At 72.0% G+C, this 21831-nt stretch carries 21 protein-coding genes; 11 read left to right on the top strand and 10 right to left on the bottom strand.

Annotated elements, in window-relative coordinates; translation table 11 throughout:
* Nucleotides 1-121: 121 nt before the first annotated feature.
* Nucleotides 122-805, top strand: a complete 684-nt coding sequence (locus NMK44_RS05150; protein ID WP_254738629.1) for a TetR/AcrR family transcriptional regulator — start codon at nucleotides 122-124, stop codon at nucleotides 803-805.
* On the opposite strand, the gene icmA is transcribed toward NMK44_RS05150, so the two are convergent.
* The 4 genes from icmA to NMK44_RS05130 all read right to left on the bottom strand — a co-directional run bounded on the left by icmA (nucleotide 781) and on the right by NMK44_RS05130 (nucleotide 4970).
* The gene (gene icmA / locus NMK44_RS05145; protein ID WP_254738627.1) at nucleotides 781-2481 is read right to left on the bottom strand and encodes a coenzyme B12-dependent isobutyryl-CoA mutase large subunit; all 1701 of its coding nucleotides are present in this window, start codon (nucleotides 2479-2481) and stop codon (nucleotides 781-783) included. The genes NMK44_RS05150 and icmA overlap by 25 nt on opposite strands.
* Before the next feature lie 160 nt (nucleotides 2482-2641).
* Entirely contained in the window at nucleotides 2642-2980 is a 339-nt protein-coding gene (locus tag NMK44_RS05140) for a DUF3817 domain-containing protein (RefSeq protein ID WP_254738625.1), read from the bottom strand.
* Between the two features lie 51 nt (nucleotides 2981-3031).
* Nucleotides 3032-3568: a MarR family winged helix-turn-helix transcriptional regulator gene (locus tag NMK44_RS05135; protein WP_254738623.1), complete on the bottom strand. Its 537-nt coding sequence runs from the start codon at nucleotides 3566-3568 to the stop codon at nucleotides 3032-3034.
* 43 nt (nucleotides 3569-3611) lie between these two features.
* Complete coding sequence (locus tag NMK44_RS05130) at nucleotides 3612-4970, bottom strand: MFS transporter (RefSeq protein ID WP_254738621.1); 1359 nt, start codon at nucleotides 4968-4970, stop codon at nucleotides 3612-3614.
* A gap of 70 nt (nucleotides 4971-5040) precedes the next feature.
* On the opposite strand from NMK44_RS05130, the gene NMK44_RS05125 reads away from it, so the two are divergent.
* On the top strand, nucleotides 5041-6036 hold the full coding sequence (locus NMK44_RS05125) for an ArsR/SmtB family transcription factor (RefSeq protein ID WP_254738619.1): 996 nt from the start codon (nucleotides 5041-5043) through the stop codon (nucleotides 6034-6036).
* A gap of 69 nt (nucleotides 6037-6105) precedes the next feature.
* Here the strand turns inward: NMK44_RS05125 and NMK44_RS05120 are convergent, their stop codons facing one another.
* Nucleotides 6106-6399: an MTH1187 family thiamine-binding protein gene (locus NMK44_RS05120; RefSeq protein ID WP_254738617.1), complete on the bottom strand. Its 294-nt coding sequence runs from the start codon at nucleotides 6397-6399 to the stop codon at nucleotides 6106-6108.
* The gene (locus NMK44_RS05115) at nucleotides 6396-6740 is read right to left on the bottom strand and encodes a DUF3817 domain-containing protein (RefSeq protein WP_254738615.1); all 345 of its coding nucleotides are present in this window, start codon (nucleotides 6738-6740) and stop codon (nucleotides 6396-6398) included. Before NMK44_RS05115 ends, NMK44_RS05120 begins: the two co-directional genes overlap by 4 nt.
* Nucleotides 6741-6900: 160 nt before the next feature.
* Here NMK44_RS05115 and NMK44_RS05110 point away from each other — a divergent pair, with 160 nt between their 5' ends.
* The 4 genes from NMK44_RS05110 to NMK44_RS05095 all read left to right on the top strand — a co-directional run bounded on the left by NMK44_RS05110 (nucleotide 6901) and on the right by NMK44_RS05095 (nucleotide 9437).
* Nucleotides 6901-7539: an AIM24 family protein gene (locus NMK44_RS05110; RefSeq protein WP_308358305.1), complete on the top strand. Its 639-nt coding sequence runs from the start codon at nucleotides 6901-6903 to the stop codon at nucleotides 7537-7539.
* Nucleotides 7539-8189, top strand: coding sequence for an AIM24 family protein (locus tag NMK44_RS05105; RefSeq protein WP_254738613.1), 651 nt, complete (start codon nucleotides 7539-7541; stop codon nucleotides 8187-8189). Before NMK44_RS05110 ends, NMK44_RS05105 begins: the two co-directional genes overlap by 1 nt.
* Nucleotides 8186-8866, top strand: coding sequence for an AIM24 family protein (locus tag NMK44_RS05100; protein ID WP_254738612.1), 681 nt, complete (start codon nucleotides 8186-8188; stop codon nucleotides 8864-8866). The genes NMK44_RS05105 and NMK44_RS05100 overlap by 4 nt, the downstream gene beginning before the upstream one ends.
* Nucleotides 8867-8960: 94 nt before the next feature.
* Nucleotides 8961-9437 (top strand): MarR family winged helix-turn-helix transcriptional regulator, encoded by a 477-nt coding sequence (locus NMK44_RS05095; RefSeq protein WP_254738610.1) that lies wholly within the window; start codon nucleotides 8961-8963, stop codon nucleotides 9435-9437.
* On the opposite strand, the gene NMK44_RS05090 is transcribed toward NMK44_RS05095, so the two are convergent.
* Both NMK44_RS05090 and NMK44_RS05085 read right to left on the bottom strand, forming a co-directional pair.
* Nucleotides 9434-10876, bottom strand: a complete 1443-nt coding sequence (locus tag NMK44_RS05090) for a sensor histidine kinase (RefSeq protein ID WP_254738608.1) — start codon at nucleotides 10874-10876, stop codon at nucleotides 9434-9436. The genes NMK44_RS05095 and NMK44_RS05090 overlap by 4 nt on opposite strands.
* Entirely contained in the window at nucleotides 10869-11525 is a 657-nt protein-coding gene (locus tag NMK44_RS05085; RefSeq protein ID WP_254738606.1) for a response regulator transcription factor, read from the bottom strand. Before NMK44_RS05085 ends, NMK44_RS05090 begins: the two co-directional genes overlap by 8 nt.
* A 113-nt stretch (nucleotides 11526-11638) precedes the next feature.
* Here NMK44_RS05085 and NMK44_RS05080 point away from each other — a divergent pair, with 113 nt between their 5' ends.
* Nucleotides 11639-12343 carry a PepSY domain-containing protein gene (locus NMK44_RS05080; protein ID WP_254738604.1) on the top strand — a complete coding sequence of 235 codons (705 nt, stop codon included), beginning with the start codon at nucleotides 11639-11641 and terminating at the stop codon, nucleotides 12341-12343.
* A gap of 173 nt (nucleotides 12344-12516) precedes the next feature.
* On the opposite strand, the gene meaB is transcribed toward NMK44_RS05080, so the two are convergent.
* Nucleotides 12517-13476 carry a methylmalonyl Co-A mutase-associated GTPase MeaB gene (gene meaB / locus NMK44_RS05075; protein ID WP_254738602.1) on the bottom strand — a complete coding sequence of 320 codons (960 nt, stop codon included), beginning with the start codon at nucleotides 13474-13476 and terminating at the stop codon, nucleotides 12517-12519.
* Between the two features lie 94 nt (nucleotides 13477-13570).
* Nucleotides 13571-14791, bottom strand: a complete 1221-nt coding sequence (locus tag NMK44_RS05070) for an acetyl-CoA C-acetyltransferase (protein WP_254738600.1) — start codon at nucleotides 14789-14791, stop codon at nucleotides 13571-13573.
* A gap of 141 nt (nucleotides 14792-14932) precedes the next feature.
* Here NMK44_RS05070 and mce point away from each other — a divergent pair, with 141 nt between their 5' ends.
* From mce to NMK44_RS05050, 4 genes are all read left to right on the top strand, one after another.
* Complete coding sequence (mce, locus tag NMK44_RS05065; protein WP_254738598.1) at nucleotides 14933-15373, top strand: methylmalonyl-CoA epimerase; 441 nt, start codon at nucleotides 14933-14935, stop codon at nucleotides 15371-15373.
* A 241-nt stretch (nucleotides 15374-15614) separates the two neighbouring features.
* The gene (scy, locus tag NMK44_RS05060) at nucleotides 15615-19616 is read left to right on the top strand and encodes a polarized growth protein Scy (RefSeq protein WP_308358303.1); all 4002 of its coding nucleotides are present in this window, start codon (nucleotides 15615-15617) and stop codon (nucleotides 19614-19616) included.
* Between the two features lie 174 nt (nucleotides 19617-19790).
* Complete coding sequence (locus NMK44_RS05055; RefSeq protein ID WP_254738596.1) at nucleotides 19791-20726, top strand: coiled-coil domain-containing protein; 936 nt, start codon at nucleotides 19791-19793, stop codon at nucleotides 20724-20726.
* Nucleotides 20727-20859: 133 nt separating this feature from the next.
* Complete coding sequence (locus NMK44_RS05050) at nucleotides 20860-21831, top strand: ABC transporter ATP-binding protein (protein WP_254738594.1); 972 nt, start codon at nucleotides 20860-20862, stop codon at nucleotides 21829-21831.

Raw genomic sequence — 21831 nt, 5'->3', positions numbered from 1 at the left:
GACTCGTAGCGTAATCGGCGTGAGCCGCCGCGTCACCCCCGCCCCCCGTCATCCGGCCATAGATCCCTGGTGATCTCTCTCACCAGGTCTTCCTTCGTCACCAATGGGTAAGGTCGCCGACATGAGCACGCCCGCACGCCGTACCGGGCGCCCCCGCAGCGCCGAGGCCGATCGCGCGATCCTCGGGGCCACCCGGGCCGCGCTGGTCGAGCTCGGCTGGGGCAAGCTGACGATGGGCGATGTGGCGGCGCGCGCCGGGGTGGCCAAGACCACGCTCTACCGGCGCTGGGCGGGGAAGAACGAACTGGTCGTGGACGCGGTGGCGGCGGTCTTCGACGAACAGCTCGAAGTGGCCGACCACGGCAGTCTGCGGGCCGATATCGAGGACGTGGTGGTGCGGTTCGCCACCCTGCTGGAGCGCCCCGAGACCAAGACCGCGCTGATGGCCGTGGTCTCCGAGGCCACCCATGACGAGGCGCTGGGCGCACGGGTGCGGTCGGCCATCGTGGACCGGCAGAAGCGGCTGGTGCTGATCGGGCGGCAGCGGGCCCAGCTCCGCGGGGAACTGCCGGGCGAGGAGGATGCCGCCGCGGCCGCCCGCAACGCGGACCTGATCTTCGATGTGATCGCGGGCTCGGTGGTGCACCGGCTGCTGGTCAGCGCCGAACCGGTGGACCGGGAGTGGGCCTGTTCCTTCGCCACCCTGCTGCTGCACGGACTGGCGGCGGCGGGCTCCGGCGCGGGGATCGCCCCGGCGCCGGAACCCGCCCGCGGGCACGATCAGAAGCCGGCCGGCTCCGTGTAGACGCCCCACTCGTCGCGGAGCGCATCGCAGATCTCCCCGAGGGTGGCCTCGGCGCGCACCGCCTCCATCATGGGCGCGATCATGTTGCCGCCGTCCCGTGCGGCGGCCAGCATCGCCTTGAGTCCCGCGGCGACCTTGGCCTCGTCCCGCCCGGCCTTGCGGCCGCCGAGCACCCGCACCTGCTCGCGCTCGACCTCATGGCTGACCCGCAGGATCTCCAGGTCGCCGGTGACCGAGCCATGGGCGCAGTTGACGCCGACGACCTTCTTGTCGCCCTTCTCCAGCGCCCGCTGGTACTGGAAGGCGGACTCGGCGATCTCGCCGGTGAACCAGCCGTCCTCGATCCCGCGCAGAATGCCCGAGGTGATCGGCCCGATCGGATGCTGTCCGTCCGGCACCGCCCGGCGGCCGCGCTCCTTGATCTGCTCGAAGATCTTCTCGGCGTCGGCCTCGATCCGGTCGGTCAGCGCCTCGACGTACCAGGAACCGCCCAGCGGGTCGGCCACGTTGAGGACGCCGGTCTCCTCCATCAGCACCTGCTGGGTGCGCAGCGCGATCTCGGCCGCCTGCTCACTGGGGAGCGCGAGGGTCTCGTCCAGTGCGTTGGTGTGCAGCGAGTTGGTGCCGCCGAGCACCGCGGACAGCGCCTCCACGGCGGTGCGCACCACGTTGTTGTACGGCTGCTGCGCGGTGAGCGAGACCCCGGCGGTCTGGGTGTGGAACCGCAGCCACTGCGCCTTCTCCGAGGTCGCGCCGTAGACGTCGCGCATCCAGCGGGCCCAGATCCGGCGGGCGGCGCGGAACTTGGCGATCTCCTCGAAGAAGTCGACGTGGGCGTCGAAGAAGAAGGAGAGACCGGGTGCGAAGACATTCACATCGAGCCCGCGGGAGAGCCCCAGCTCCACGTAGCCGAAACCGTCGGCGAGGGTGTACGCCAGCTCCTGGGCGGCCGTGGCCCCGGCCTCGCGGATGTGGTAGCCGGAGACGGAGAGCGGCTTGTAGGCGGGGATGCCGTCGGAGCAGTACTCCATCAGGTCGCCGATCAGGCGCAGATGGGGCTCGGGCGGGAAGAGCCACTCCTTCTGGGCGATGTACTCCTTGAAGATGTCCGTCTGGAGCGTGCCGTTGAGCCGCGAGGTGTCCACACCCTGGCGCTCGGCGGCCACCAGATACATACAGAAGACCGGGACGGCCGGGCCGCTGATCGTCATCGAGGTGGTGACATCGCCGAGCGGGATGTCCTTGAAGAGGATCTCCATATCGGCCGCGGAGTCGATGGCGACCCCGCAGTGGCCGACCTCGCCGAGCGAGCGCGGGTCGTCGGAGTCCCGGCCCATCAGGGTGGGCATGTCGAAGGCGACCGACAGCCCGCCGCCGCCCGCCTCCAGGATCATCTTGTAGCGCTCATTGGTCTGCTCGGCGTTGCCGAACCCGGCGAACTGGCGGATGGTCCACGCCCGGCCGCGGTAGCCGGTGGGATACAGGCCGCGGGTGTACGGGAACTCCCCGGGCCATCCGATCCGCTCGAACCCCTCCACGGTGTCGCCCGGAGCGGGTCCGTAGACCGGCTCGACGGGGTCCCCGGAGAGCGTGGTGAAGTCGGCATCGCGCTTGCGTGCCGCGTCGTACCTGGCCTGCCAGCGACGGCGGCCTGCCTCAATGCCTTCGGCGTCCATGGCTCAAATTTACTAGGACGTCCAAGTAATTGTCGACGGCTGACCGGTCACAGCAGGCCGATCGAGTGGTCTGCCGGACCGTCCTCGCAGGTCAGCGGCCCGGCACAAACATCCCCACAGATGCCCCGGCGGACCGGGGCGTGCTCCCGCGCGCGGGGGCTCACACCTGGGCGGGCTCCGGGCGGCCGTCGACGACCAGCGGCGCGACCTCGCGGTACACCGAGCGCTCGACGAAGAAGACCGCGGTGGGCACGGTGCCCGCCAGCAGCACCCAGGCCAGCTTGCCGAACGGCCACTTCGCCTTGGAGCCCAGGTCGAAGGCGAAGACCAGGTACAGGACGTAGAGCCAGCCGTGGGCGAAACCGACCATGGTCACGAAGCTGTCGGCACCGTCGACGTCCAGCAGGTACTTGGCGACCATGCCGATCGTCAGCAGGATCAGCAGCACGCCGGTGACATAGGCCATCACCCGGTAGCGGGTCAGGACGCTCTTCTTCATGGCCCGAGCGTAGCCGTGCGTTCCGGGGCGATCTTCGCCGCCCCCGGCCGACTAGAGCTCGCCCTCGGTCGCGTCCGCGGCCTCGTCGTCGAAGTCGTCCGCCGCGACCCGCAGCGGACGCAGCAGCGCGAAGATCCGGCCGCACTCCTCGGCGTCGTAGACCCCGAGCCCGAAGTCCATCGCCATCAGGTCACGGGTGGCCGACTCGACCACCTCGCGCCCCCGGTCGGTGATCGAGGCCAGGGTGCCGCGGCCGTCGTTGGGGTTGGGGCGCTTGGCCACCAGACCGGACCTGACCAGCCGGTCCACCGTGTTGGTGACCGAGGTCGGGTGGACCATCAGCCGCTCACCGATCTTCGACATCGGCAGCTCACCGGCCTGGGAGAAGGTGAGCAGCACCAGGGCCTCATAGCGGGCGAAGGTCAGTCCGTACGGTTTGACGGCCGCGTCGACCTGGCCGAGCAGGATCTGCTGGGCGCGCATGATCGAGGTGATGGCGGCCATGGAGGGCACGGACCCCCATCGCTGCTTCCAGAGTTCGTCGGCGCGGGCGATCGGGTCGAACGGCAGGCTGAGCGGCTTCGGCACAACCCCGACAGTACCGGCCGGTCATATCGTGGTCAGCTCCATCTCACAGTTCGGTCCGCTTCGTCCCGGCCCCGCCGGCACTCGTTCCCCGGGCGCCGCGCCGCACCTCCAGCGCCACCAGTCCCGAGCAGAGCGCTCCCGCTCCGCCCGACACCGCGGCGACCGTGGGCACGGGCGCGAACTCGGCCACCGCCCCGGCGACCGCCATGCCCAGGCCCTGCGACGTCATCAGCCCGGCGGTCAGCACCGTCATCGCCCGGCCCCGCAGCTCCTCGGGTACGGCGGCGAAGAACCACTGGTCCAGGCCCAGGCTGTAGGCGATACCGAAGCCGGTCAGCACCTGGAGGGCCAGGGCCCAGCCGAACGAGGGGTGGGCCGCGTACCCGAGGGCGGGCAGCGACGCGGCCACCCCCACCGGCAGTGTCAGCCGGGCCCGTGCCCGCGGCCCCAGCAGCGAGCCCACCAGCACCTCGCTGACGATCGCGCCGACCGGCATCCCGCACATCAGCAGCCCCAGTCCCACCGGGCTCAGACCCAGCCCATCGGAGTACGGCGTCAGCAGGACTTCCGGCATCACCACGAACATCGGCGGCACCCAGGCGAGCAGCAGCAGCCAGCGGATCCGGCGGTCGGCGAACAGCCGCCGGACCCCGCGCAGCGAATCGCCCAGCAGCGCCCCGCCGTCCCCGTCCGCCCGCAGCCGGGCCGGGCGGCGGCGGGTGCCGAACCGGAGGATCAGCGCCGAGCAGACCAGGGCGGCGGCGGTGAGCACGAGGACGGCCCGCGGCGAGACCGCGGCCAGCAGCAGCCCGCCCACCGCGAACCCGGCGAGCTGGGCGCTCTGTGCGGTGATCCGGATCACCGAGCGGCCCAGGACGAAGGTGTCGCCCTCACCGAGGATGTCGCCGAGCGTGGCCGAGCGGGTCCCGCTGAAGACCGGCGAGACGGTGGCCGTCACACAGCGCAGGACCAGCAGCGCGGCCACCGGCATACCGGGGATGACCATCGCGGCCACGCACCCGGCGTTCACCAGGTCGCACACCACCAGCACCCGGCGGGGCGGCAGCCGGTCGGCGACGGAGGAGAGCAGGGTGCCGCCGATGACGTACGGCAGCATCGCCGTCGCGAAGGTCAGCGCGCTCAGCAGCGGGGAGTCGGTCAGCCGGTAGACCAGAACGGACAGCGCGATCCCGCAGACCACCTCGCCCAGCATGGAGATCAGATGGGCCGCGAACACCGCGCGGAACTCACCGACCGCGAAGACGGCGCGGTAGCCGACGCTCCCCGGACCCGGTCCGGACTCCTCGCCGCCGCCGGGCGCGAGCTCGGGTCGGGAGGCATGCGCCGCGGTGGGCGACGATTCGAGGGGGCCGGTGGTGCCGGGCCCGGGAGGCGTTGACATGGCGTCAGCGTGCCGCGGGCCGCGGGCAGCCTCTAGTGTTTCGTCCCGAGCCGAATCACGGGGGTGAAGCGTGCCGCTGCATATGCTTTTCGGACCGGAGGACCTGCTGCGCTGCCGGTTCGCCATCTCGCCGCTGGGCCAGACCCACGAGGCGGTGCGCACGCTGCGGCGGCGCGAACGGCACGGCTATCACCTGCCGTGGCTGCGGCGGATCGGCCGGGCGGCGGAGGGGCTGGACCTGACGGAGCTGTTGCTGCTGATGCCCCGGCACGGCGGCTACACCCCGGACTTCCTCGGGCCCCCGCCGGCGGTGCCGGACGCCTCGTTCGAGGACGAGCTGGCCCGGCTGCGGGCCACCGATCCGGCCATGGCCCGCCATGAGCTGACCCTGTCGCTGGCCTGTACCCCGGGCGCGGTCGACAGCCCGCTGGGGCGGGCCATGCTGGACGATCCGGCCGCCACGGTGCGGCGGCTGGCCGAGATCACCGAACGTGCCTGGCGGGCGCTGATCAAAGAGGACTGGCCCCGGCTGCGCACCCTGCTGGAGGCGGACATCGCCTACCGCTCGCGGCAACTGGCCGAGGGCGGTCTGGAGCGGCTCTTCGAGGATCTGCGCCCCCGGATGTCCTGGGCCGACCGCACCCTCACGGTCCAGGCCCCGCACGTCTCCGCCCGGACCCAACACCAGACCCTGGACGGCCGGGGCGTCCTGCTCATGCCCAGTGTCTTCGTCTGGCCGGATGTGGTGAGCGGATTCATCCCGCCCTGGCAGCCGACGGTGATCTACCCGGCGCGGGGGGTCGGCGGGCTGTGGCGCGAACCGGACGCCGCGGCACCGGACGCCCTGGTCCGGCTGCTCGGCGCCAACCGGGCGGCGATCCTGGCCGATCTGGAGGAACCCGCCTCGACGAGCGTGCTGGCCCGGCGCCACCGGCTGGCCCCGTCCACGGTCTCGGCCCACCTCGCGGTGTTGCGCGCGGCCGGGCTCCTGGTCTCGCGCCGCCGGGGCCATGAGGTGCGCTACGAACGCACCCCGCTGGCCCTCGCCCTGCTGGCGGGCGGCTGAGGCACGGAGCGCGGAACAGCGGAACCCCGCCCCGGGAGAGGGGCGGGGTTCCAGCGGGATCCGGTTCCGTCAGGCGGACAGATGGCGCTCGACCGTCTCCACCTTCGAGGTCAGTCCGTCGGTGACACCCGGCCGGATATCGGCCTTGAGGACCAGCGAGACCCGTGGGGCCCTGGCCTCCACCGCCGCGACCGCACGCCGCACCACATCCATGACCTGGTCCCACTCGCCCTCGATCGAGGTGAACATCGCGTCCGTGCGGTGCGGCAGCCCCGATTCCCGGACCACCCGCACGGCGTCGGCGACATACTCCCCGACGTCCTCCCCGACCCCGAGCGGGGTCACGGAAAAGGCGACGATCATACGTTGACCACGCCCTCACGGCGGGCACGGGCGGCGATCACACCGGCCTCGGCCTCCCGCTTCAGCTTGCGCTCGGCGAAGAAGCCGCCGGTGGGCAGGACGGCGAGGATGAAGTAGAGGGCGGCGGTCTGCCACGTCCACTTGGCGCGGTTCCAGGCGTCGGCCCAGAAGACCAGATAGAGGATGAAGAGCACGGCGTGCACCCAGCCCATCACCGGCACCGCGTTGAATTCCGTCGTCCGCTTGAGGACCGAGCAGATCATCAGCAGCAGGAAGGACACGGCCTCGGGCGCGGAGACCAGGCGGAGCCTGCGCAGCGCGGTGGCGGTCTTGAAGTCCACGGGAGCACCTTCGCGTGAGGAGGACACGACAGCGGCTTGTGAACCCATGCACAAGCCCGGCCCCCATTGTGGCAGCCGCGGCGGCGATCACCGTTCCCGGGGCACCGATCGCCCCGGTTGCTCCCTGTCCGCCGGTGCGGGGGACCGATAACGTCGGCTCGTGGCTCAGTTTCGGCTCCAGGGAAGCAAGGTGCTCGCCGTCGATATGACGGGCGACACCGTCAAGGCCAAGAACGGCGCGATGGTCGCGTACGAGGGGGAGATGACCTTCAAGAAGAAGTCAGGCGGCGGGGAGGGGCTGCGCGGGATGGTGACCCGGCGGCTCACCGGTGAGCAGATGGCCGTCATGGAGGTGAAGGGGCAGGGCACGTGCTACTTCGCCGACCGGGCGCGCGAGATCAACCTGGTCTCGCTGCACGGCGAGAAGCTCTGCGTCGAATCCGGGAACCTGCTGTGCACGGACGGCGGGCTGCGCACCGGGACGACCTTCACCGGACTGCGCGGCTCGGCCCAGGGCAACGGGCTGTTCACCACGACCGTGGAGGGCACCGGCCAGGCCGCGATCCTCTCCGACGGAACGGCGATCGTGCTGCGGGTCAACCCGCAGACCCCGCTCCAGGTCGACCCGGGCGCGTACATAGCCCACACCGGCAACCTCCAGCAGCACTTCCAGACGGGCGTGAACTTCCGCGCGCTGATAGGTGAGAGCGGGGGCGAGTCCTTCCAGATCCGCTTCGAGGGCGAGGGTCTGGTCTATGTGCAGCCGAGCGAGCGCACCACGGTCGGGGGTGATCTCTGATGCCGTTCACCACGCTCACCCCGCGGATGGTGCAGGCCGAGGTGGCGCCCGGCCGGACCCTGTTCAGCCAGCGCGGCGCGATGCTCGCCTACCGGGGGGACGTACGGTTCACGCCCAGCATCACCGGTGGCCAGGGCGGGGTGATGAGCATGATCGGCCGCCGGGTCGCGGGCGAGGCCACCCCGCTGATGACGGTCGAGGGCCAGGGCACCGTGATGTTCGGGCACGGCGGTCACCATGTGGAGGTGATCGACCTGGCCGGGGACACCCTCTATGTGGAGTCGGACCGGCTGCTGGCCTTCGACGGCTCACTGCGCCAGGGCACGATGTTCATGGGTTCCCAGGGCGGGGTGATGGGCATGGTGCGCGGCCAGGTCACCGGCCAGGGACTGTTCACCACGACCCTGGAGGGGCACGGCTCCGCGGCGGTCATGGCGCACGGCGGGGTGATCCAGCTCCCGATCACCGCCGGGCGGCCGGTCCACGTCGACCCACAGGCGTATGTCGCCCACCGGGGTGATGTCCGCAATAAGCTCTCGACGGCCCTCGGCTGGCGCGACATGGTGGGCCGCGGATCGGGCGAGGCGTTCCAGCTCGAACTGTCCGGCAACGGCACGGTCTACGTCCAGGCATCGGAGGAGAAGCTGTGAACGGCCCCGTCATCCATGACGCCCACACCCTCCCCGCCGACGACAACATCAACCCCTACGCCTTCAGCGTGGACCTCGACGGCCAGTGGTTCCTGCAGAAGGGGAAGATGGTCGCCTACTACGGGAAGATCGACTTCCAGGGCATCGGGCTGGGCCGCCTCGACCGGCTGATAGCGGGCAGCTTCCACTCCCCGCTGCACGCCGCGGACTGGGTGGTGGCCGAGGGCCGGGGGAAGATGGTGCTCGCGGACCGGGCGTTCGACGTCAACTCCTATGACCTGGACAACGGGAACCTCACCATCCGCTCCGGCAACCTCCTCGCCTTCCAGCCCTCGCTGGCGCTGAAGCAGTCGATCGTGCCGGGCTTCCTCACCCTCATCGGCACCGGGAAGTTCGTGGCCGCGTCCAACGGTCCGGTGGTCTTCATGGAACCGCCGCTGCGGGTGGATCCGGAGGCGCTGGTGGGCTGGGCCGACTGCCCCTCCCCCTGCCACCACTACGACCACGCCTATCTGCGGGGCGTGATGGGCGGCATCCGGGCCCACACCGGTCTGGGCGGAACCTCCGGCGAGGAGCACCAGTTCGAGTTCGTGGGAGCGGGGACGGTACTGCTCCAGTCCACCGAGCGGATGATGGAGGCGATAGCCACCGGAGAGACGGGGGGTACCGGTTCGTGAGCGCAAGCGTGCGGAGTGTAACGTCGAACAGGTGACCCCTAGCCCGATACATCCATTGGTTCGGAATTCAACTTCTATAGGTAGAATACATTCCATGGAGACCGAAAACGGCACGCGCTGGCTCAGCGATGACGAGCAGCGCGCCTGGCGCACCCACCTGGACGTCAGCCGGCTGCTGACCTACCAGCTCGAACGAGACCTCCAGCCGTTCGGCCTGACCATGAACGACTACGAGATCCTGGTCAACCTCTCGGAGTCGGAGGACCACCGGATGCGGATGAGCGATCTGGCGTCCGCGACCCTCCAGTCCAAGAGCCGTCTCTCCCACCAGATCACCCGGATGGAGAACGCCGGGCTGGTCCGCCGGGAGAACTGCGAGTCGGACCGCCGCGGGCTCTACGCGGTCCTGACCGAGCACGGCTGGGACACCATGCGCAAGGTCGCGCCCCACCACGTCGACTCCGTGCGCAAGCACTTCATCGACCTGCTCAGCGCCGATGACCTCGACGCGCTGTACGGCTCGCTGGTGCCCGTCGCCGAGCATCTGCGCGCCCAGCGCGGCCGGGTCTAGGTCGCGTCCGCCGCCCGGCCCGGATCCGCGACCCGGTCCCGGCCCAGCGGCAGCCGCAGTTCGAACAGGGCGCCACCGCCGGGCCCCGGACCCACGGTCAGCGTGCCGCCGTGGCGCTCCGCCACGTCCCGCGCGATGGCGAGGCCGAGCCCGGCCCCGCCATCGTCGCGGCTGCGGGCGTCGTCGAGCCGGACGAACCGCTCGAAGATCCGCTCCCGTTCGCCCTCCGGCACCCCGTCACCGTCGTCGGCGACCGCCAGGACGGCCCGGCCGCCCTCGGTACGCACCGACACCCGCACCTCGCCCCGCGCATGCCGCTGCGCGTTGTCGACCAGGTTCCCCAGCACCCGGGAGAGCTGACCGCGCGAACCGGCCACCTCCGCCGGGGACAGTTCGGTGACCACCGGCAGCCGGTCCCCGGTGCGCTGGGACAGTTCCTCGCGCACCATGCCGTCCAGCGCGACCCGTGCGGTCAGGGCGGGCCGCTCGCCGGCGTCCAGCCGGGCCAGCAGCAGCAGATCGGCGGCCAGCCGCTGGAGCCGCACCACGTCCTCCACCGCGCCGTCCAGATCCAGCAGTTCCGGATGGGCGGCGCCCACCTCGAGCTGGGTGCGGAGCGAGGCCACCGGGGAGCGCAGCTCGTGGGAGGCGTCCGCGACGAACGCCCGCTGCCGCTCGACCGACGCCTCCAGCGCCGCCAGCGTCTCGTTGGTGGTCCGGGCCAGCGCCGCCACCTCGTCGTGCGAGGAGGGTTCCGGCACCCGCCGGGACAGATCGGTGCTGGCGGTGATGGCGGCCATCTCCCGGCGGATGCCCTCCACCGGCCGCAGCGCGCGCCGGGTCACCAGCCAGGTCACCCCGGCCACGACCACCAGCAGCAGCGGCAGTCCGATGAGCATCGCGTCCCGGACGGTGCCCACCGCGCCCTGTTCGGTGGCCAGCGGGGCGCCCGCGTAGACGGTGACATCCTCGCCGCGGGCGTCGGTGACCTCCACGGCCGCCCAGCGGTACTCCGCGGTGCTGCCGTCGATCCGGGCCGTGCCGCCGCTGTACTCCGGGGTCGAGGAGACCTCCCCCGCGCCGCCGTCGTCATCGTCGTCATCGCCCTCGCCGGGCGGCGCCGGAACGGGCCGCACCGAGGGGCTGCCGGTGCCGGTGACCGCCTCGAGGTCGTCGCTGACCGCCCGGACCCGGTGGTCCTCGTCCACGATCTGCACCGGGGTGTCGTCCCCGAGGTCCAGCTCCCGGTACGCCACCCCGCCGGCCACCTTCGACGCGACCGCACGCGCGGCGGCCCCGGCGTCGACCTCGGCCCGGTCCGCCAGATTGCTCCGCAGCACCGCCAGGACCGCGATCCCCGCGGCCACCAGCGCCACCGCGACCACCACGGTCGCGCCCAGCGCCGCCCGCGACCGTACGGAGCCGAAGACCCTACCCACGGAGCCGGTACCCCGCTCCCCGTACGGTCTCGATCAGCCCGGCACCCAGCTTCCGGCGCAGGGCGCTGATGTAGACCTCGACGATGTTGGGGTCGCCGTCGTACGCGAAGTCCCAGACGTGTTCGAGGATCTCGGCCTTGGAGATCACATCCCCCGGCCGCAGCGCCAGGTGCTCCAGTACGGAGAACTCCTTGGCGGTCAGCGCGATCTCGCCCCCGTCCCGCTCCACCCGCCGGGCGCCGCGGTCCACCGACAGCTCGCCGATCCGCACCACCGGTGAGGCGGCGGGCCCGCGGCGGCGCAGCAGCGCGCGCACCCGGGCCACCAGCACCACGTACGAGAACGGCTTGGTCAGATAGTCGTCGGCGCCGGTGTCGAGCCCCTCGGCCTCGTCGTACTCGCCGTCCTTGGCGGTGAGCATCAGGATCGGCACATCGTTCCCGGCCGCGCGGAGCGCCCCGCACACGTGGTAGCCGTTCATCCCCGGCAGCATGATGTCGAGGACGATCAGGTCGTGGACACCCTCCTGCGCGCGGTGCAGCCCTTCGCGCCCGTCGTGCGCCACATCCACGGCGAAGCCCTCCGCTCGCAGCCCCTTGGCCAGCGAGACGGCGAGCCGCCGTTCATCCTCCACGATCAGCAAACGCATGCGACCAGCTTCCCAAAGCCAAGCTGAAGATCTCTTCAGGTGGCTTCAGCTCAGCTTCAGCATCCCTCGGTGATGGTGGTTGACGTCCGAACACGACCCGGGGAGGAACCCTCATGAAGCGCAACATCGTCATCGCCACCGTCGCCGCGGCCGCCCTCATCGGCGGCGGTACGGCCGTCGCCATGGCGGACGGCGGGACGGGCGGCGCGCAGTCCTCGTCCTCCGGCGCGGCCGGGACCACCGGGAAGGTGGCGGCGTACCACTCCGACGACACCGACCGCGACGACGCGGACGACAGGGACGACACCGACCGCGACGACACCGACGGCGCGGACCGCGAGGCCGGGTCGGTCAAGACCGCCCGGGTGACGCTCTCCGACGCCGCGAGCACGGCCCTGAAGGCCGCACCGGGCACACTGGCCTCCATCGATCTGGACGACGACGCCCGCAACGCCGTCTGGGACGCCGAGATCCTGGGCAAGGACGGGAAGTGGCACGAGGTCGGCGTGGACGCGTCCAGCGGCAAGGTGCTGGACCAGCGCGTGGACCGTGACGAGGACGACGACGCCGCCGAGCGCTCCGCCCTGAAGAAGGCCGATGTGAGCGCCGTCGAGGCGGCGCGGAAGGCCGCCGCGGGCGGTGGCACCGTGACCTCCGTCGGCATCGACGACGACCGCGCCGCGGCGTGGGAGGTCGAGGTCGTGAAGAACCACAAGGAGCGCGACCTGACCGTCGACGCGCAGAGCGGCAAGGTCACCCAGAACGTGTCCGACGACGACCGGAACGACGACGAGGCCGACGACCGCGACGACGACTGACCGGCTGACCGGCTGACCGGCCGACCTCTCGACAACCACGCGTACGGCGGGCCCCGGACACCGGGGCCCGCCCCGCGCGTTCCGGCCCACCCCCGCACGACGGCACCGACACCGGCCGTGCCGCGCGGCGGCGTGGCGGCCTCGCGGGTCCGCAAGGGTCCGCCGGGGCGGGCCTACGCCCCTTCGGTGACCCCGGCCACCAGTTCGTCGGCGGCCGTGTACGGGTCCAGCTCACCGGCCACGACCCGCTCCGCCAGCGCGCCCAGCCGCCGGTCGCCGTGCAGATCGCCGATGCGCGCGCGCAGCGCGGTCACCGCGATCGTCTCGACCTCACCGGCCGCCCGCCGCATCCGGCGCTCGGCCAGCACACCGTGCTCCTCCATCCAGGCGCGGTGCTTCTCCAGCGCCTCGACGACCTCGTCGATGCCCTCGGCGCGCGCCGCCACCGTCTTGACGATCGGCGGCCGCCAGTCCCCCGGCCCCCGTGCCTCGCCCAGGCCCAGCATGTGGTTGAGCTCGCGGGCGGTGGCGTCGGCGCCGTCCCGGTCGGCCTTGTTGACCACGTAGACGTCGCCGATCTCCAGGATCCCGGCCTTGGCCGCCTGGATCCCGTCGCCCATCCCCGGCGCCAGCAGCACCACACTGGTGTCGGCCTGGGCGGCGATCTCGACCTCGGACTGGCCGACGCCCACCGTCTCCACCAGCACCACATCGCAGCCGGCCGCGTCCAGCACCCGGATGGCCTGCGGCGCGGCCCAGGCGAGTCCGCCCAGATGGCCGCGGGTGGCCATGGACCGGATGTAGACCCCGGGGTCCGAGGCGTGCTCGGACATCCGGACCCGGTCGCCGAGCAGCGCCCCGCCGGAGAACGGCGAGGAGGGGTCCACCGCGAGGACCCCCACGCGCTTGCCGATCCGGCGGTAGGCGGTGACGAGCGCCGAGGTGGAGGTGGACTTCCCCACCCCGGGGGAGCCGGTCAGACCGACCACATAGGCACCCCCGGCCAGCGGCGCCAGCGCCGCCATGACCTCGCGCAACTGCGGCGAATCGCCCTCGATCAGCGAGATCAGCCGGGCGACGGCCCGCGGCCGCCCCTGCCGGGCCTGCTCCACCAGGGTGGGCACATCACTCATGGGTGCCGCGCTCCTCAACGCTCGTACCGCCGTACCGCCCCGCCGTGTCCGTGGACCGGCGCCGTTCAGAACCTCATCCCGGCGACCGCCGGGATCACGCCTTCTTTCCGGGGACCCGGATGATCAGCGCGTCGCCCTGACCCCCACCGCCGCACAGCGCGGCCGCGCCCGTGCCACCACCGCGCCGCCGCAGCTCCAGCGCCAGATGCAGCACGATGCGCGCGCCGGACATCCCGATCGGATGTCCGAGGGCGATGGCGCCTCCGTTCACATTCACCTTTTCGGAGGAAACGCCCAAATCCTTCATTGACTGCACCGCGACCGCGGCGAACGCCTCGTTGATCTCGATCAGGTCGAGGTCGCCGACGGTCAGCCCCTCCTTGCCCAGCGCATGCGCGATCGCGTTGGACGGCTGCGACTGGAGGGAGTTGTCGGGTCCGGCCACATTGCCGTGGGCGCCGATCTCGGCGATCCACTCCAGGCCCAGCTCCTCGGCCTTCGCCTTGCTCATCACCACGACGGCGGCGGCGCCGTCGGAGATCTGCGAGGAGGTCCCGGCGGTGATGGTGCCGTCCTTCGCGAAGGCCGGGCGCAGCTTGCCCAGGGACTCGGCGGTGGTCTCCCCGCGGATGCCCTCGTCCTTGGCGAAGACGACCGGCTCGCCCTTGCGCTGCGGGATCTCCACGGGGGTGATCTCGGCGTCGAACAGACCGTTCTTCTGGGCGGCGGCGGCCCGCTGGTGGGAGAGGGCGGCGATCTCGTCCTGCTCGGGGCGGGCGATGCCCAGCCGGGTGTTGTGCTTCTCGGTGGACTCGCCCATGGCGATGTTCTCGAAGGCGTCGGTGAGCCCGTCGTGCGCCATCGCGTCGAGCATCTCGATGGCGCCGTACTTGTGGCCCTCCCGCGACTTGGGGAGCAGATGCGGGGCGTTGGTCATGGACTCCTGGCCGCCCGCGACCACGACGTCGAACTCACCCGCGCGGATGAGCTGGTCGGCCAGGGCGATGGCGTCGAGGCCGGAGAGACAGACCTTGTTGATGGTCAGGGCGGGCACGTTCATGGGGATACCGGCCTTCACGGCCGCCTGCCGGGCCGGGATCTGGCCGGCGCCCGCCTGGAGCACCTGCCCCATGATCACGTACTGCACCTGGTCCCCGCCGACCCCGGCGCGGTCCATCGCCGCCTTGATGGCGATGCCCCCCAGGTCGGCACCGGAGAACGAGCGCAGGCTGCCGAGCAGCCGTCCCATGGGCGTGCGGGCACCCGCCACGATCACGGAGGTGGTCTTGGCGTTACCGGTCGATGGTGCGGTCATGTGGTGCGCCCCTTCACGAGAAGAAGGAAGTTAACGAGGGTTATCGTCAATGTACTGACCGGTCACCCGCGCGGTCACCGGCCCATCAGTGTGATCGCGCGCACGTTGCGTAACCACCGCGCAGAGCGGTGCACTGGTCCCATGCTGACGAGAATCGACCACATCGGGATCGCCTGCTTCGACCTCGACAAAACCGTCGAGTTCTACCGTGCCACGTACGGCTTCGAGGTGTTCCACTCCGAGGTCAACGAGGAACAGGGCGTGCGCGAGGCCATGCTCAAGATCAACGAGACCTCCGACGGCGGGGCCTCCTACCTCCAGCTCCTGGAGCCGACCAGGGAGGATTCGGCGGTCGGCAAGTGGCTGGCCAAGAACGGCGAGGGCGTCCACCACATCGCCTTCGGCACCGCCGATGTCGACGGCGACTCCGCCGAGATCCGCGGCAAGGGCGTACGGGTCCTCTACGAGGAGCCCCGCCGCGGCTCGATGGACTCCCGGATCACCTTCCTCCACCCCAAGGACTGCCACGGTGTGCTGACCGAACTGGTCACCGCCGCACCCTCCTCCGAAGCGGACCACTGAAGCGGACCACTGACCTACCCCTTCCCCGGCCGGTAGAGTGCAGGCTCGGCCGGGGTACGGGAATCGGAAGGATCGGGGTCCGGCCCGGGCTTTGCCGATGATCTGACACCATTTCTTCGGAAGGGCCAGCTCCGCACCGTCCGGCACACCTGTCGCCGGGCCGTGACCACGAGGAACCGCGAGGGACCACGAGGTACGGAGCCGGCCGCCGACGCGACCAGGGGACGGATGGGACCGCGCAGTGCGGGGCTACGACCGCTACGAGCCTGACGATCAGCTCTCGAAGTTCGAGGCCGAGATGGAGCGGCTGAAGACCGAGCGGGAGAAGGCCGTCCAGCACGCCGACGACCTCGGCTACCAAGTCGAGGTGCTGCGCGCCAAGCTGCACGAGGCGCGCCGCACTCTGGCGACCCGTCCTGCCTACGACAGCGGCAACCTCGGCTACCAGGCAGAACAGTTGCTGCGCAATGCGCAGATCCAGGCCGACCAGCTCCGCGCCGACGCCGAGCGCGAGCTGCGCGAGACCCGTGCCCAGACCCAGCGGCTGCTCCAGGAACAGGCCGAGCGGCAGGCCCGGCTCGAAGCCGAGCTGCACGCCGAGGCGGTGGGCCGCCGTCAGCGGCTGGACCAGGAGCTCGCCGAGCGCCGCGCCACCGTCGAGTCGCATGTCAACGAGAACGTCGCCTGGGCCGAGCAGTTGCGCGCCCGCAGCGAGGACCAGGCCCGCCGGCTGCTGGACGAGTCCCGCGCCGAGGCCGAGCAGTCACTGTCGGCCGCCCGCGCGGAGGCCCAGCGGCTGGCCGAGCAGGCCCGTCAGCGGCTCGGTTCGGAGACGGAGTCCGCCCGTACCGAGGCCGAGGGGATCCTGCGCCGCGCCCGCGCGGACGCCGAGCGGCTGCTCAACGCGGCCGGGGCACAGGCCCAGGAGGCCACCGACCACGCCGAGCAGCTCCGGGCCGGGGCCACCACCGAGTCGGACGAGGCCCGCCGTCAGGCCGCCGAGCAGACCCGCGCCGCCGAGCAGCGGATGCAGGAGGCGGAGACGGCGCTGCGCGAGGCGCGCGCCGAGGCCGAGAAGCTCCTGAACGAGGCCAAGGACGCGGCCGGAAAGCGGCTTTCGGCCTCCGAGGCCGACAATGAGCAGCGCACCCGTACGGCCCGCGCCGAGGTCGCCCGGCTGGTCGGCGAGGCCACCAAGGAGGCCGAGGCGCTGCGGGCGGAGGCCGAGCAGTTCCGTGACGACGCCCGCGCCGAGGCCGACCGGATGGTCTCGGAGGCCGGGGACGACGCCCGTGCCCGCGCCGCCGAGGACTCCGCGGCCCAGCTCGCCAAGGCGGCCCGCAGCGCCGAGGACGTGCTGACCCGCGCCTCGGAGAAGGCGCAGGCCACCACCAAGGCGGCGGCCGAGGAGGCGGAACGGATCCGGCACGAGGCCGAGTCCGAGGCGGACCGGCTGCGCACCGAGGCCCAGGACACCGTCGAGGAGCTCAAGGGCGCGGCGAAGGACGACACCAAGGAGTACCGCGCCAAGACCGTCGAGCTCCAGGAGGAGGCCCGGCGGCTGCGCGGCGAGGCCGAGCAGCTCCGGTCCGAGGCGGTGGCCGAGGGCGAGCGGATCCGCACCGAGGCCCGCCGGGAGGCGGTCCAGCAGATCGAGGAGGCGGCCAGCACCGCCGAGGAGCTGCTGACCAAGGCCAAGCAGGACGCGGAGGAGACGCGCTCGGGCGCGACCAGCGAGAGCGAGCGGGTCCGCACCGAGGCGATCGAGCGGGCGAACGCGCTGCGCCGCCAGGCCGATGAGCTGCTGAAGCGGGCCCGGGGCGAGGCCGAGGAGCTGGTGACGTCGGCCGAGGAGCGGGCCGAGGAGATCCGTACCGAGGCCGATCGCGCGGCCGAGGAGCTGCGCGAGGAGGCCGAGCGGTCGGCGGAGGACCGGCGGAGCACCGCCGAGGCCGAGCTGACCCGGCTGCACCAGGAGGCCGAGCAGCGGCTGGGCTCCGCCGACGACGCGCTGAGCGAGGCGCGCACGGAGGCCGAGCGGCTGCGCCGGGAGACGGCCGAGGAGATCGAGCGGCAGCGCGGGGAGTCCGCGGAGCGGCTGAACGCGCTGCGCCAGCAGGCCGAGGAGGAGGCCGACCGGCTGCGCGAGGAGGCCGCGGCCGACGCGTCGAACGCGCGCGCCGAGGGCGAGTCGGTGGCGGTGCGGCTGCGTAGCGAGGCCGCCGCGGAGGCCGAGCGGCTGCGCACCGAGGCCCAGGAGATGGCCGACCGGGTGCGTACCGACGCCACGGCCGCCGCCGAGCGGATCGGCGCGGAGGCGGCCGAGGCGCTGGCCGCGGCCCAGGAGGAGGCCGCCCGCCGCCGCCGTGAGGCCGAGGAGCTGCTGACCGACGCCCGTGAGGAGGCCCAGCAGGAGCGCACCCGGGCGCATGAGCAGAGCGAGGAGCTGCTGACCGCGGCCCGCAACCGGGTCGCCGAGGCGCAGACCGAGGCGCAGCGGCTGGTCGAGGAGGCCGAGCAGCGCTCGTCGGACATGGTCACCGCCGCCGAGCAGACCGCCCAGCAGGTGCGCGATGCGGTCGCCGGGCTGCATGAACAGGCCGATGCCGAGATCACCGGGCTGCGTACGGCCGCCGAGCATGCGGCGGAGCGCACCCGTACCGAGGCGCAGGAGGAGGCGGACCGGGTCCGCGCGGACGCCTACGCGGAGCGGGAGCGCGCCTCGCAGGACGCCACCCGGCTGCGGCAGGAGGCGCAGGAGGAGACCGAGGCCGCCAAGTCGCTGGCGGAGCGCACGGTTTCGGAGGCGATCGCCGAGTCGGAGCGGCTGACCTCCGAGGCCCGCGAGGACGCCGGGCGTCGCCGTACGGAGGCGGCCGAGCAGGCCGACCGGCTGCTCGACGAGGCCACCCATGAGTCCGAGCGGCTGCGCACCGAGGCCGATGAGACGCTCGACGAGGCGCGCCGTTCGGCCAACAAGACCCGCACGGAGGCAGCGGAGCAGGCCGACACCCTGGTGAGCGGCGCCACCGACGAGGCGCAGCGGCTGGTGGCCGAGGCCACGGCCCGCTCCCAGGCGATGCGCACCGAGGCGTCGGACGCGCGCGCCACGGCGGAGCAGGACGCGGCGCGCACCCGGGCCCAGGCCCGCGGGGACGCCAACAACATCCGCTCGGAGGCCGCGGCGCAGGCCGACCGGCTGGTGGGCGAGGCCGCGAGCGAGGCGGAGCGGCTGCTGGCGGAGGCCACCGCGGAGGCCGAACGGCTGCGCACCGAGGCGGCGGAGACCGTCGGCTCGGCCCAGCAGCACGCCGAGCGCACCCGGGCCGAGGCGGACCGGATGGGGGCCGACGCGGCGGCGGAGGCCGAGCGGATCCGGGCCGAGGCGCAGGCCGAGGCGGACCGGCTGGTCGACCGGGCCCGCGAGGACGCCAACAAGCGCCGCTCGGACGCGGCGGAGCAGGCGGACCGGCTGGTCACCGAGTCCACCGCGGAGGCCGAGCGGCTCACCGCGGAGGCGCAGGAGACCGCGCTGCGGGCGGCCACCGCGGCCGAGGAGCAGGCGGACACCATGGTGGGCGTGGCCCGCCATGAGGCCGACCGGCTGGTCGCGTCGGCCACCGAGGAGGCCAACGGGCTGGTGGAGAAGGCCCGTACGGACGCGGATGTGATGCTGGGCGAGGCCCGGGGCGACGCGACCGCGATCCGCGAGCGCGCCGAGGAGCTGCGCACCCGGACCGAGTCGGAGGTGGAGGAGCTGCACGAGCGGGCCCGCCGGGAGTCCGCCGAGCAGATGAAGGCCACCGGCGAGCGGGTGGACAAGCTGGTCGCGGCGGCCACCGCGCAGCTGATGAAGGCCGAGGAGAAGGCCAAGTCGCTGGTGTCGGACGCCAACAGCGAGGCCAGCCGGGTGCGGATCGCGGCGGTGAAGAAGGCCGAGGGCCTGCTGAAGGAGGCCGAGCAGCGGAAGGCCGACGCGACGCGGGACGCGGAGCGGATGAGGGCCGAGGCCACCACCGAGGCGACGGCGATCGTCGACGAGGGCAAGCGGGAGCTGGAGTTGCTCAAGCGGCGCCGCGAGGACATCAACTCGGAGATCTCCCGTGTCCAGGACGTACTGGAGGCGTTGGAGTCCTTCGAGACACCCGGATCGGGTGGCGCGGGCGCCAAGGAGAACGGCGGGGTCAAGACCGCGGCGGGAGCGGGTGCGAACAGACCGGGCGGAAAACGTTCCGACGGCTAGCGCCACACGCCGTATCGTGTCCGAATCATCCCGACGAGTGACAAGCGTTGGGCCTTAACGACACTCAAAAGGCTGGACATTCTCCAGATCAAACAGACGTTGACTCGATGACACGCCGCTCGGCCCCCTAGGATTCCCTCTATCACCTCACCGGTCTCTTTCGACAGGAACCCCATGAGCGACACTTCCTCCCCCTTCGGCTTCGAGCTCGTGCGGCGTGGATACGACCGCGGTCAGGTGGACGACCGCATTACCAAGCTCGTCGCCGACCGTGACAGTGCACTGGCCCGTATCACCTCCCTGGAAAAGCGCATCGAGGAGCTGCACCTCGAGACGCAGAACGCTCAGGCCCAGATCAACGACGCGGAGCCGTCCTACGCGGGGCTCGGCGCCCGGGTCGAGAAGATCCTCCGTCTCGCCGAGGAGGAGGCCAAGGATCTGCGCGAGGAGGCCCGCCGGGCCGCCGAACAGCACCGTGAGCTCGCCGAGTCGGCGGCCCAGCAGGTGCGCAACGACGCGGAGACGTTCGCCGCCGAGCGCAAGGCGAAGGCCGAGGACGAGGGCGCGCGTATCGTCGAGAAGGCGAAGGGCGAAGCCTCCACCCTGCGCCAGGAGGCGCAGAAGGACGCCCAGTCCAAGCGCGAGGAGGCGGACTCCCTCTTCGAGGAGACCCGCGCCAAGGCCGCGCAGGCCGCCGCCGACTTCGAGACGAACCTGGCCAAGCGCCGCGAGCAGTCCGAGCGCGACCTGGCCTCCCGTCAGGCCAAGGCCGAGAAGCGGCTCGCGGAGATCGAGCACCGCGCCGAGCAGCTCCGCCTGGAGGCCGAGAAGCTGCGCACCGACGCCGAGCGCCGGGCCCGCCAGACGGTGGAGACCGCGCAGCGCCAGGCCGAGGACATCGTGGCCGACGCCAACGCCAAGGCGGACCGGATCCGCAGCGAGTCCGAGCGCGAGCTGGCGGCCCTCACCAACCGCCGCGACAGCATCAACGCCCAGCTGACCAACGTCCGCGAGATGCTGGCCACGCTGACCGGTGCCGCGGTGGCCGCGGCCGGTACGCCGGAGGACGAGGCGGTCAGCCGTGGCGTCCCCGCCCAGCAGACCCGGTGACACCCGGTCATCCCGGAGCGCTCCCTGCCCCGTGCCGCACCGTGCGGCGCGGGGCAGGCGCGCGTCCGCGGCCGGTACTCCGGCGGGCGGCGGCCCGGTGGCGGGGGTGACGGGCCCCGCTTAGCGTGGCCGCATGATCGAGATCGAGGGGCTGACCAAGGCCTACGGTGACACGCTGGCCGTGGACGGCCTCTCTTTCACCGTACGGCCGGGTGTGGTCACCGGCTTCCTCGGTCCCAACGGGGCGGGCAAGTCCACCACCATGCGGATGGTGCTCGGTCTCGACCACCCGACGTCCGGCCGGGTCCGGATCGGCGGGCAGCCGTACGAGCGGCTGACGGACCCGCTGCGGCACGTGGGCGCCCTCCTCGACGCCAAGGCGGTGCACGGCGGCCGCAGCGCCTTCCACCACCTGCTGTGCCTGGCCCAGAGCAACGGGGTGGCGGACTCCCGGGTCCATGAGGTGCTGGACCTGGTCGGTCTCGGTTCGGTCGCCCGCAAACGCTCCAAGGGTTTTTCCCTGGGAATGAGTCAGCGGCTGGGAATCGCCGCCGCGATGCTGGGTGATCCATCCATTCTGATGTTCGACGAGCCGGTCAACGGACTCGATCCGGAGGGCATCCACTGGATCCGGAATCTGATGCGTGATCTGGCGGGTCAGGGACGGACCGTGTTCGTCTCAAGTCATCTGATGAGCGAAATGGCACTCACTGCCGACCATTTGGTGGTCATCGGTCAGGGACGACTTCTCGCCGACACCTCGATGCCGGATTTCATCACCGAACATTCACGTTCCTATGTGCGGCTGCGCTCCCCCGAACAGCAGCGACTGCGCGATGTCCTGGCCGCGGGCGGATTCACCGCGGTCCCCGGCTCCGACGGCTCGGTCGAGGTGGACGGCGGCGATCCGGTGCGGCTGGGCCAGCTCATGGCGGACCACCGGCTGGTCCTGCATGAGCTGAGCCGGCAGCAGGCGTCCCTGGAGGAGGCGTTCATGCGGCTCACGGCCGGATCGGTGGAGTACCACGCACATCCCGCGGGGGCCGATGAGCCCGCCCCGGCCGCCGTCTGGGGCGCCGACTGGCGGTCCGGGAAGGAGTCCTGA

Source organism: Streptomyces cucumeris (assembly GCF_024295805.1).
In the GTDB taxonomy this organism is placed as follows: Bacteria; Actinomycetota; Actinomycetes; order Streptomycetales; family Streptomycetaceae; genus Streptomyces; species Streptomyces cucumeris.
This window is presented reverse-complemented; position numbering and strand designations above follow the sequence as displayed.

Coding starts and splice junctions, on each gene's coding strand:
- NMK44_RS05150 (WP_254738629.1), top strand. CDS start 122: ATGAGCACGCCCGCACGCCGTACCGGGCGCCCCCGCAGCGCCGAGGCC.
- icmA (WP_254738627.1), bottom strand. CDS start 2,481: ATGGACGCCGAAGGCATTGAGGCAGGCCGCCGTCGCTGGCAGGCCAGG.
- NMK44_RS05140 (WP_254738625.1), bottom strand. CDS start 2,980: ATGAAGAAGAGCGTCCTGACCCGCTACCGGGTGATGGCCTATGTCACC.
- NMK44_RS05130 (WP_254738621.1), bottom strand. CDS start 4,970: ATGTCAACGCCTCCCGGGCCCGGCACCACCGGCCCCCTCGAATCGTCG.
- NMK44_RS05120 (WP_254738617.1), bottom strand. CDS start 6,399: ATGATCGTCGCCTTTTCCGTGACCCCGCTCGGGGTCGGGGAGGACGTC.
- NMK44_RS05105 (WP_254738613.1), top strand. CDS start 7,539: ATGCCGTTCACCACGCTCACCCCGCGGATGGTGCAGGCCGAGGTGGCG.
- NMK44_RS05095 (WP_254738610.1), top strand. CDS start 8,961: ATGGAGACCGAAAACGGCACGCGCTGGCTCAGCGATGACGAGCAGCGC.
- NMK44_RS05085 (WP_254738606.1), bottom strand. CDS start 11,525: ATGCGTTTGCTGATCGTGGAGGATGAACGGCGGCTCGCCGTCTCGCTG.
- NMK44_RS05080 (WP_254738604.1), top strand. CDS start 11,639: ATGAAGCGCAACATCGTCATCGCCACCGTCGCCGCGGCCGCCCTCATC.
- meaB (WP_254738602.1), bottom strand. CDS start 13,476: ATGAGTGATGTGCCCACCCTGGTGGAGCAGGCCCGGCAGGGGCGGCCG.
- NMK44_RS05070 (WP_254738600.1), bottom strand. CDS start 14,791: ATGACCGCACCATCGACCGGTAACGCCAAGACCACCTCCGTGATCGTG.
- mce (WP_254738598.1), top strand. CDS start 14,933: ATGCTGACGAGAATCGACCACATCGGGATCGCCTGCTTCGACCTCGAC.
- NMK44_RS05055 (WP_254738596.1), top strand. CDS start 19,791: ATGAGCGACACTTCCTCCCCCTTCGGCTTCGAGCTCGTGCGGCGTGGA.
- NMK44_RS05050 (WP_254738594.1), top strand. CDS start 20,860: ATGATCGAGATCGAGGGGCTGACCAAGGCCTACGGTGACACGCTGGCC.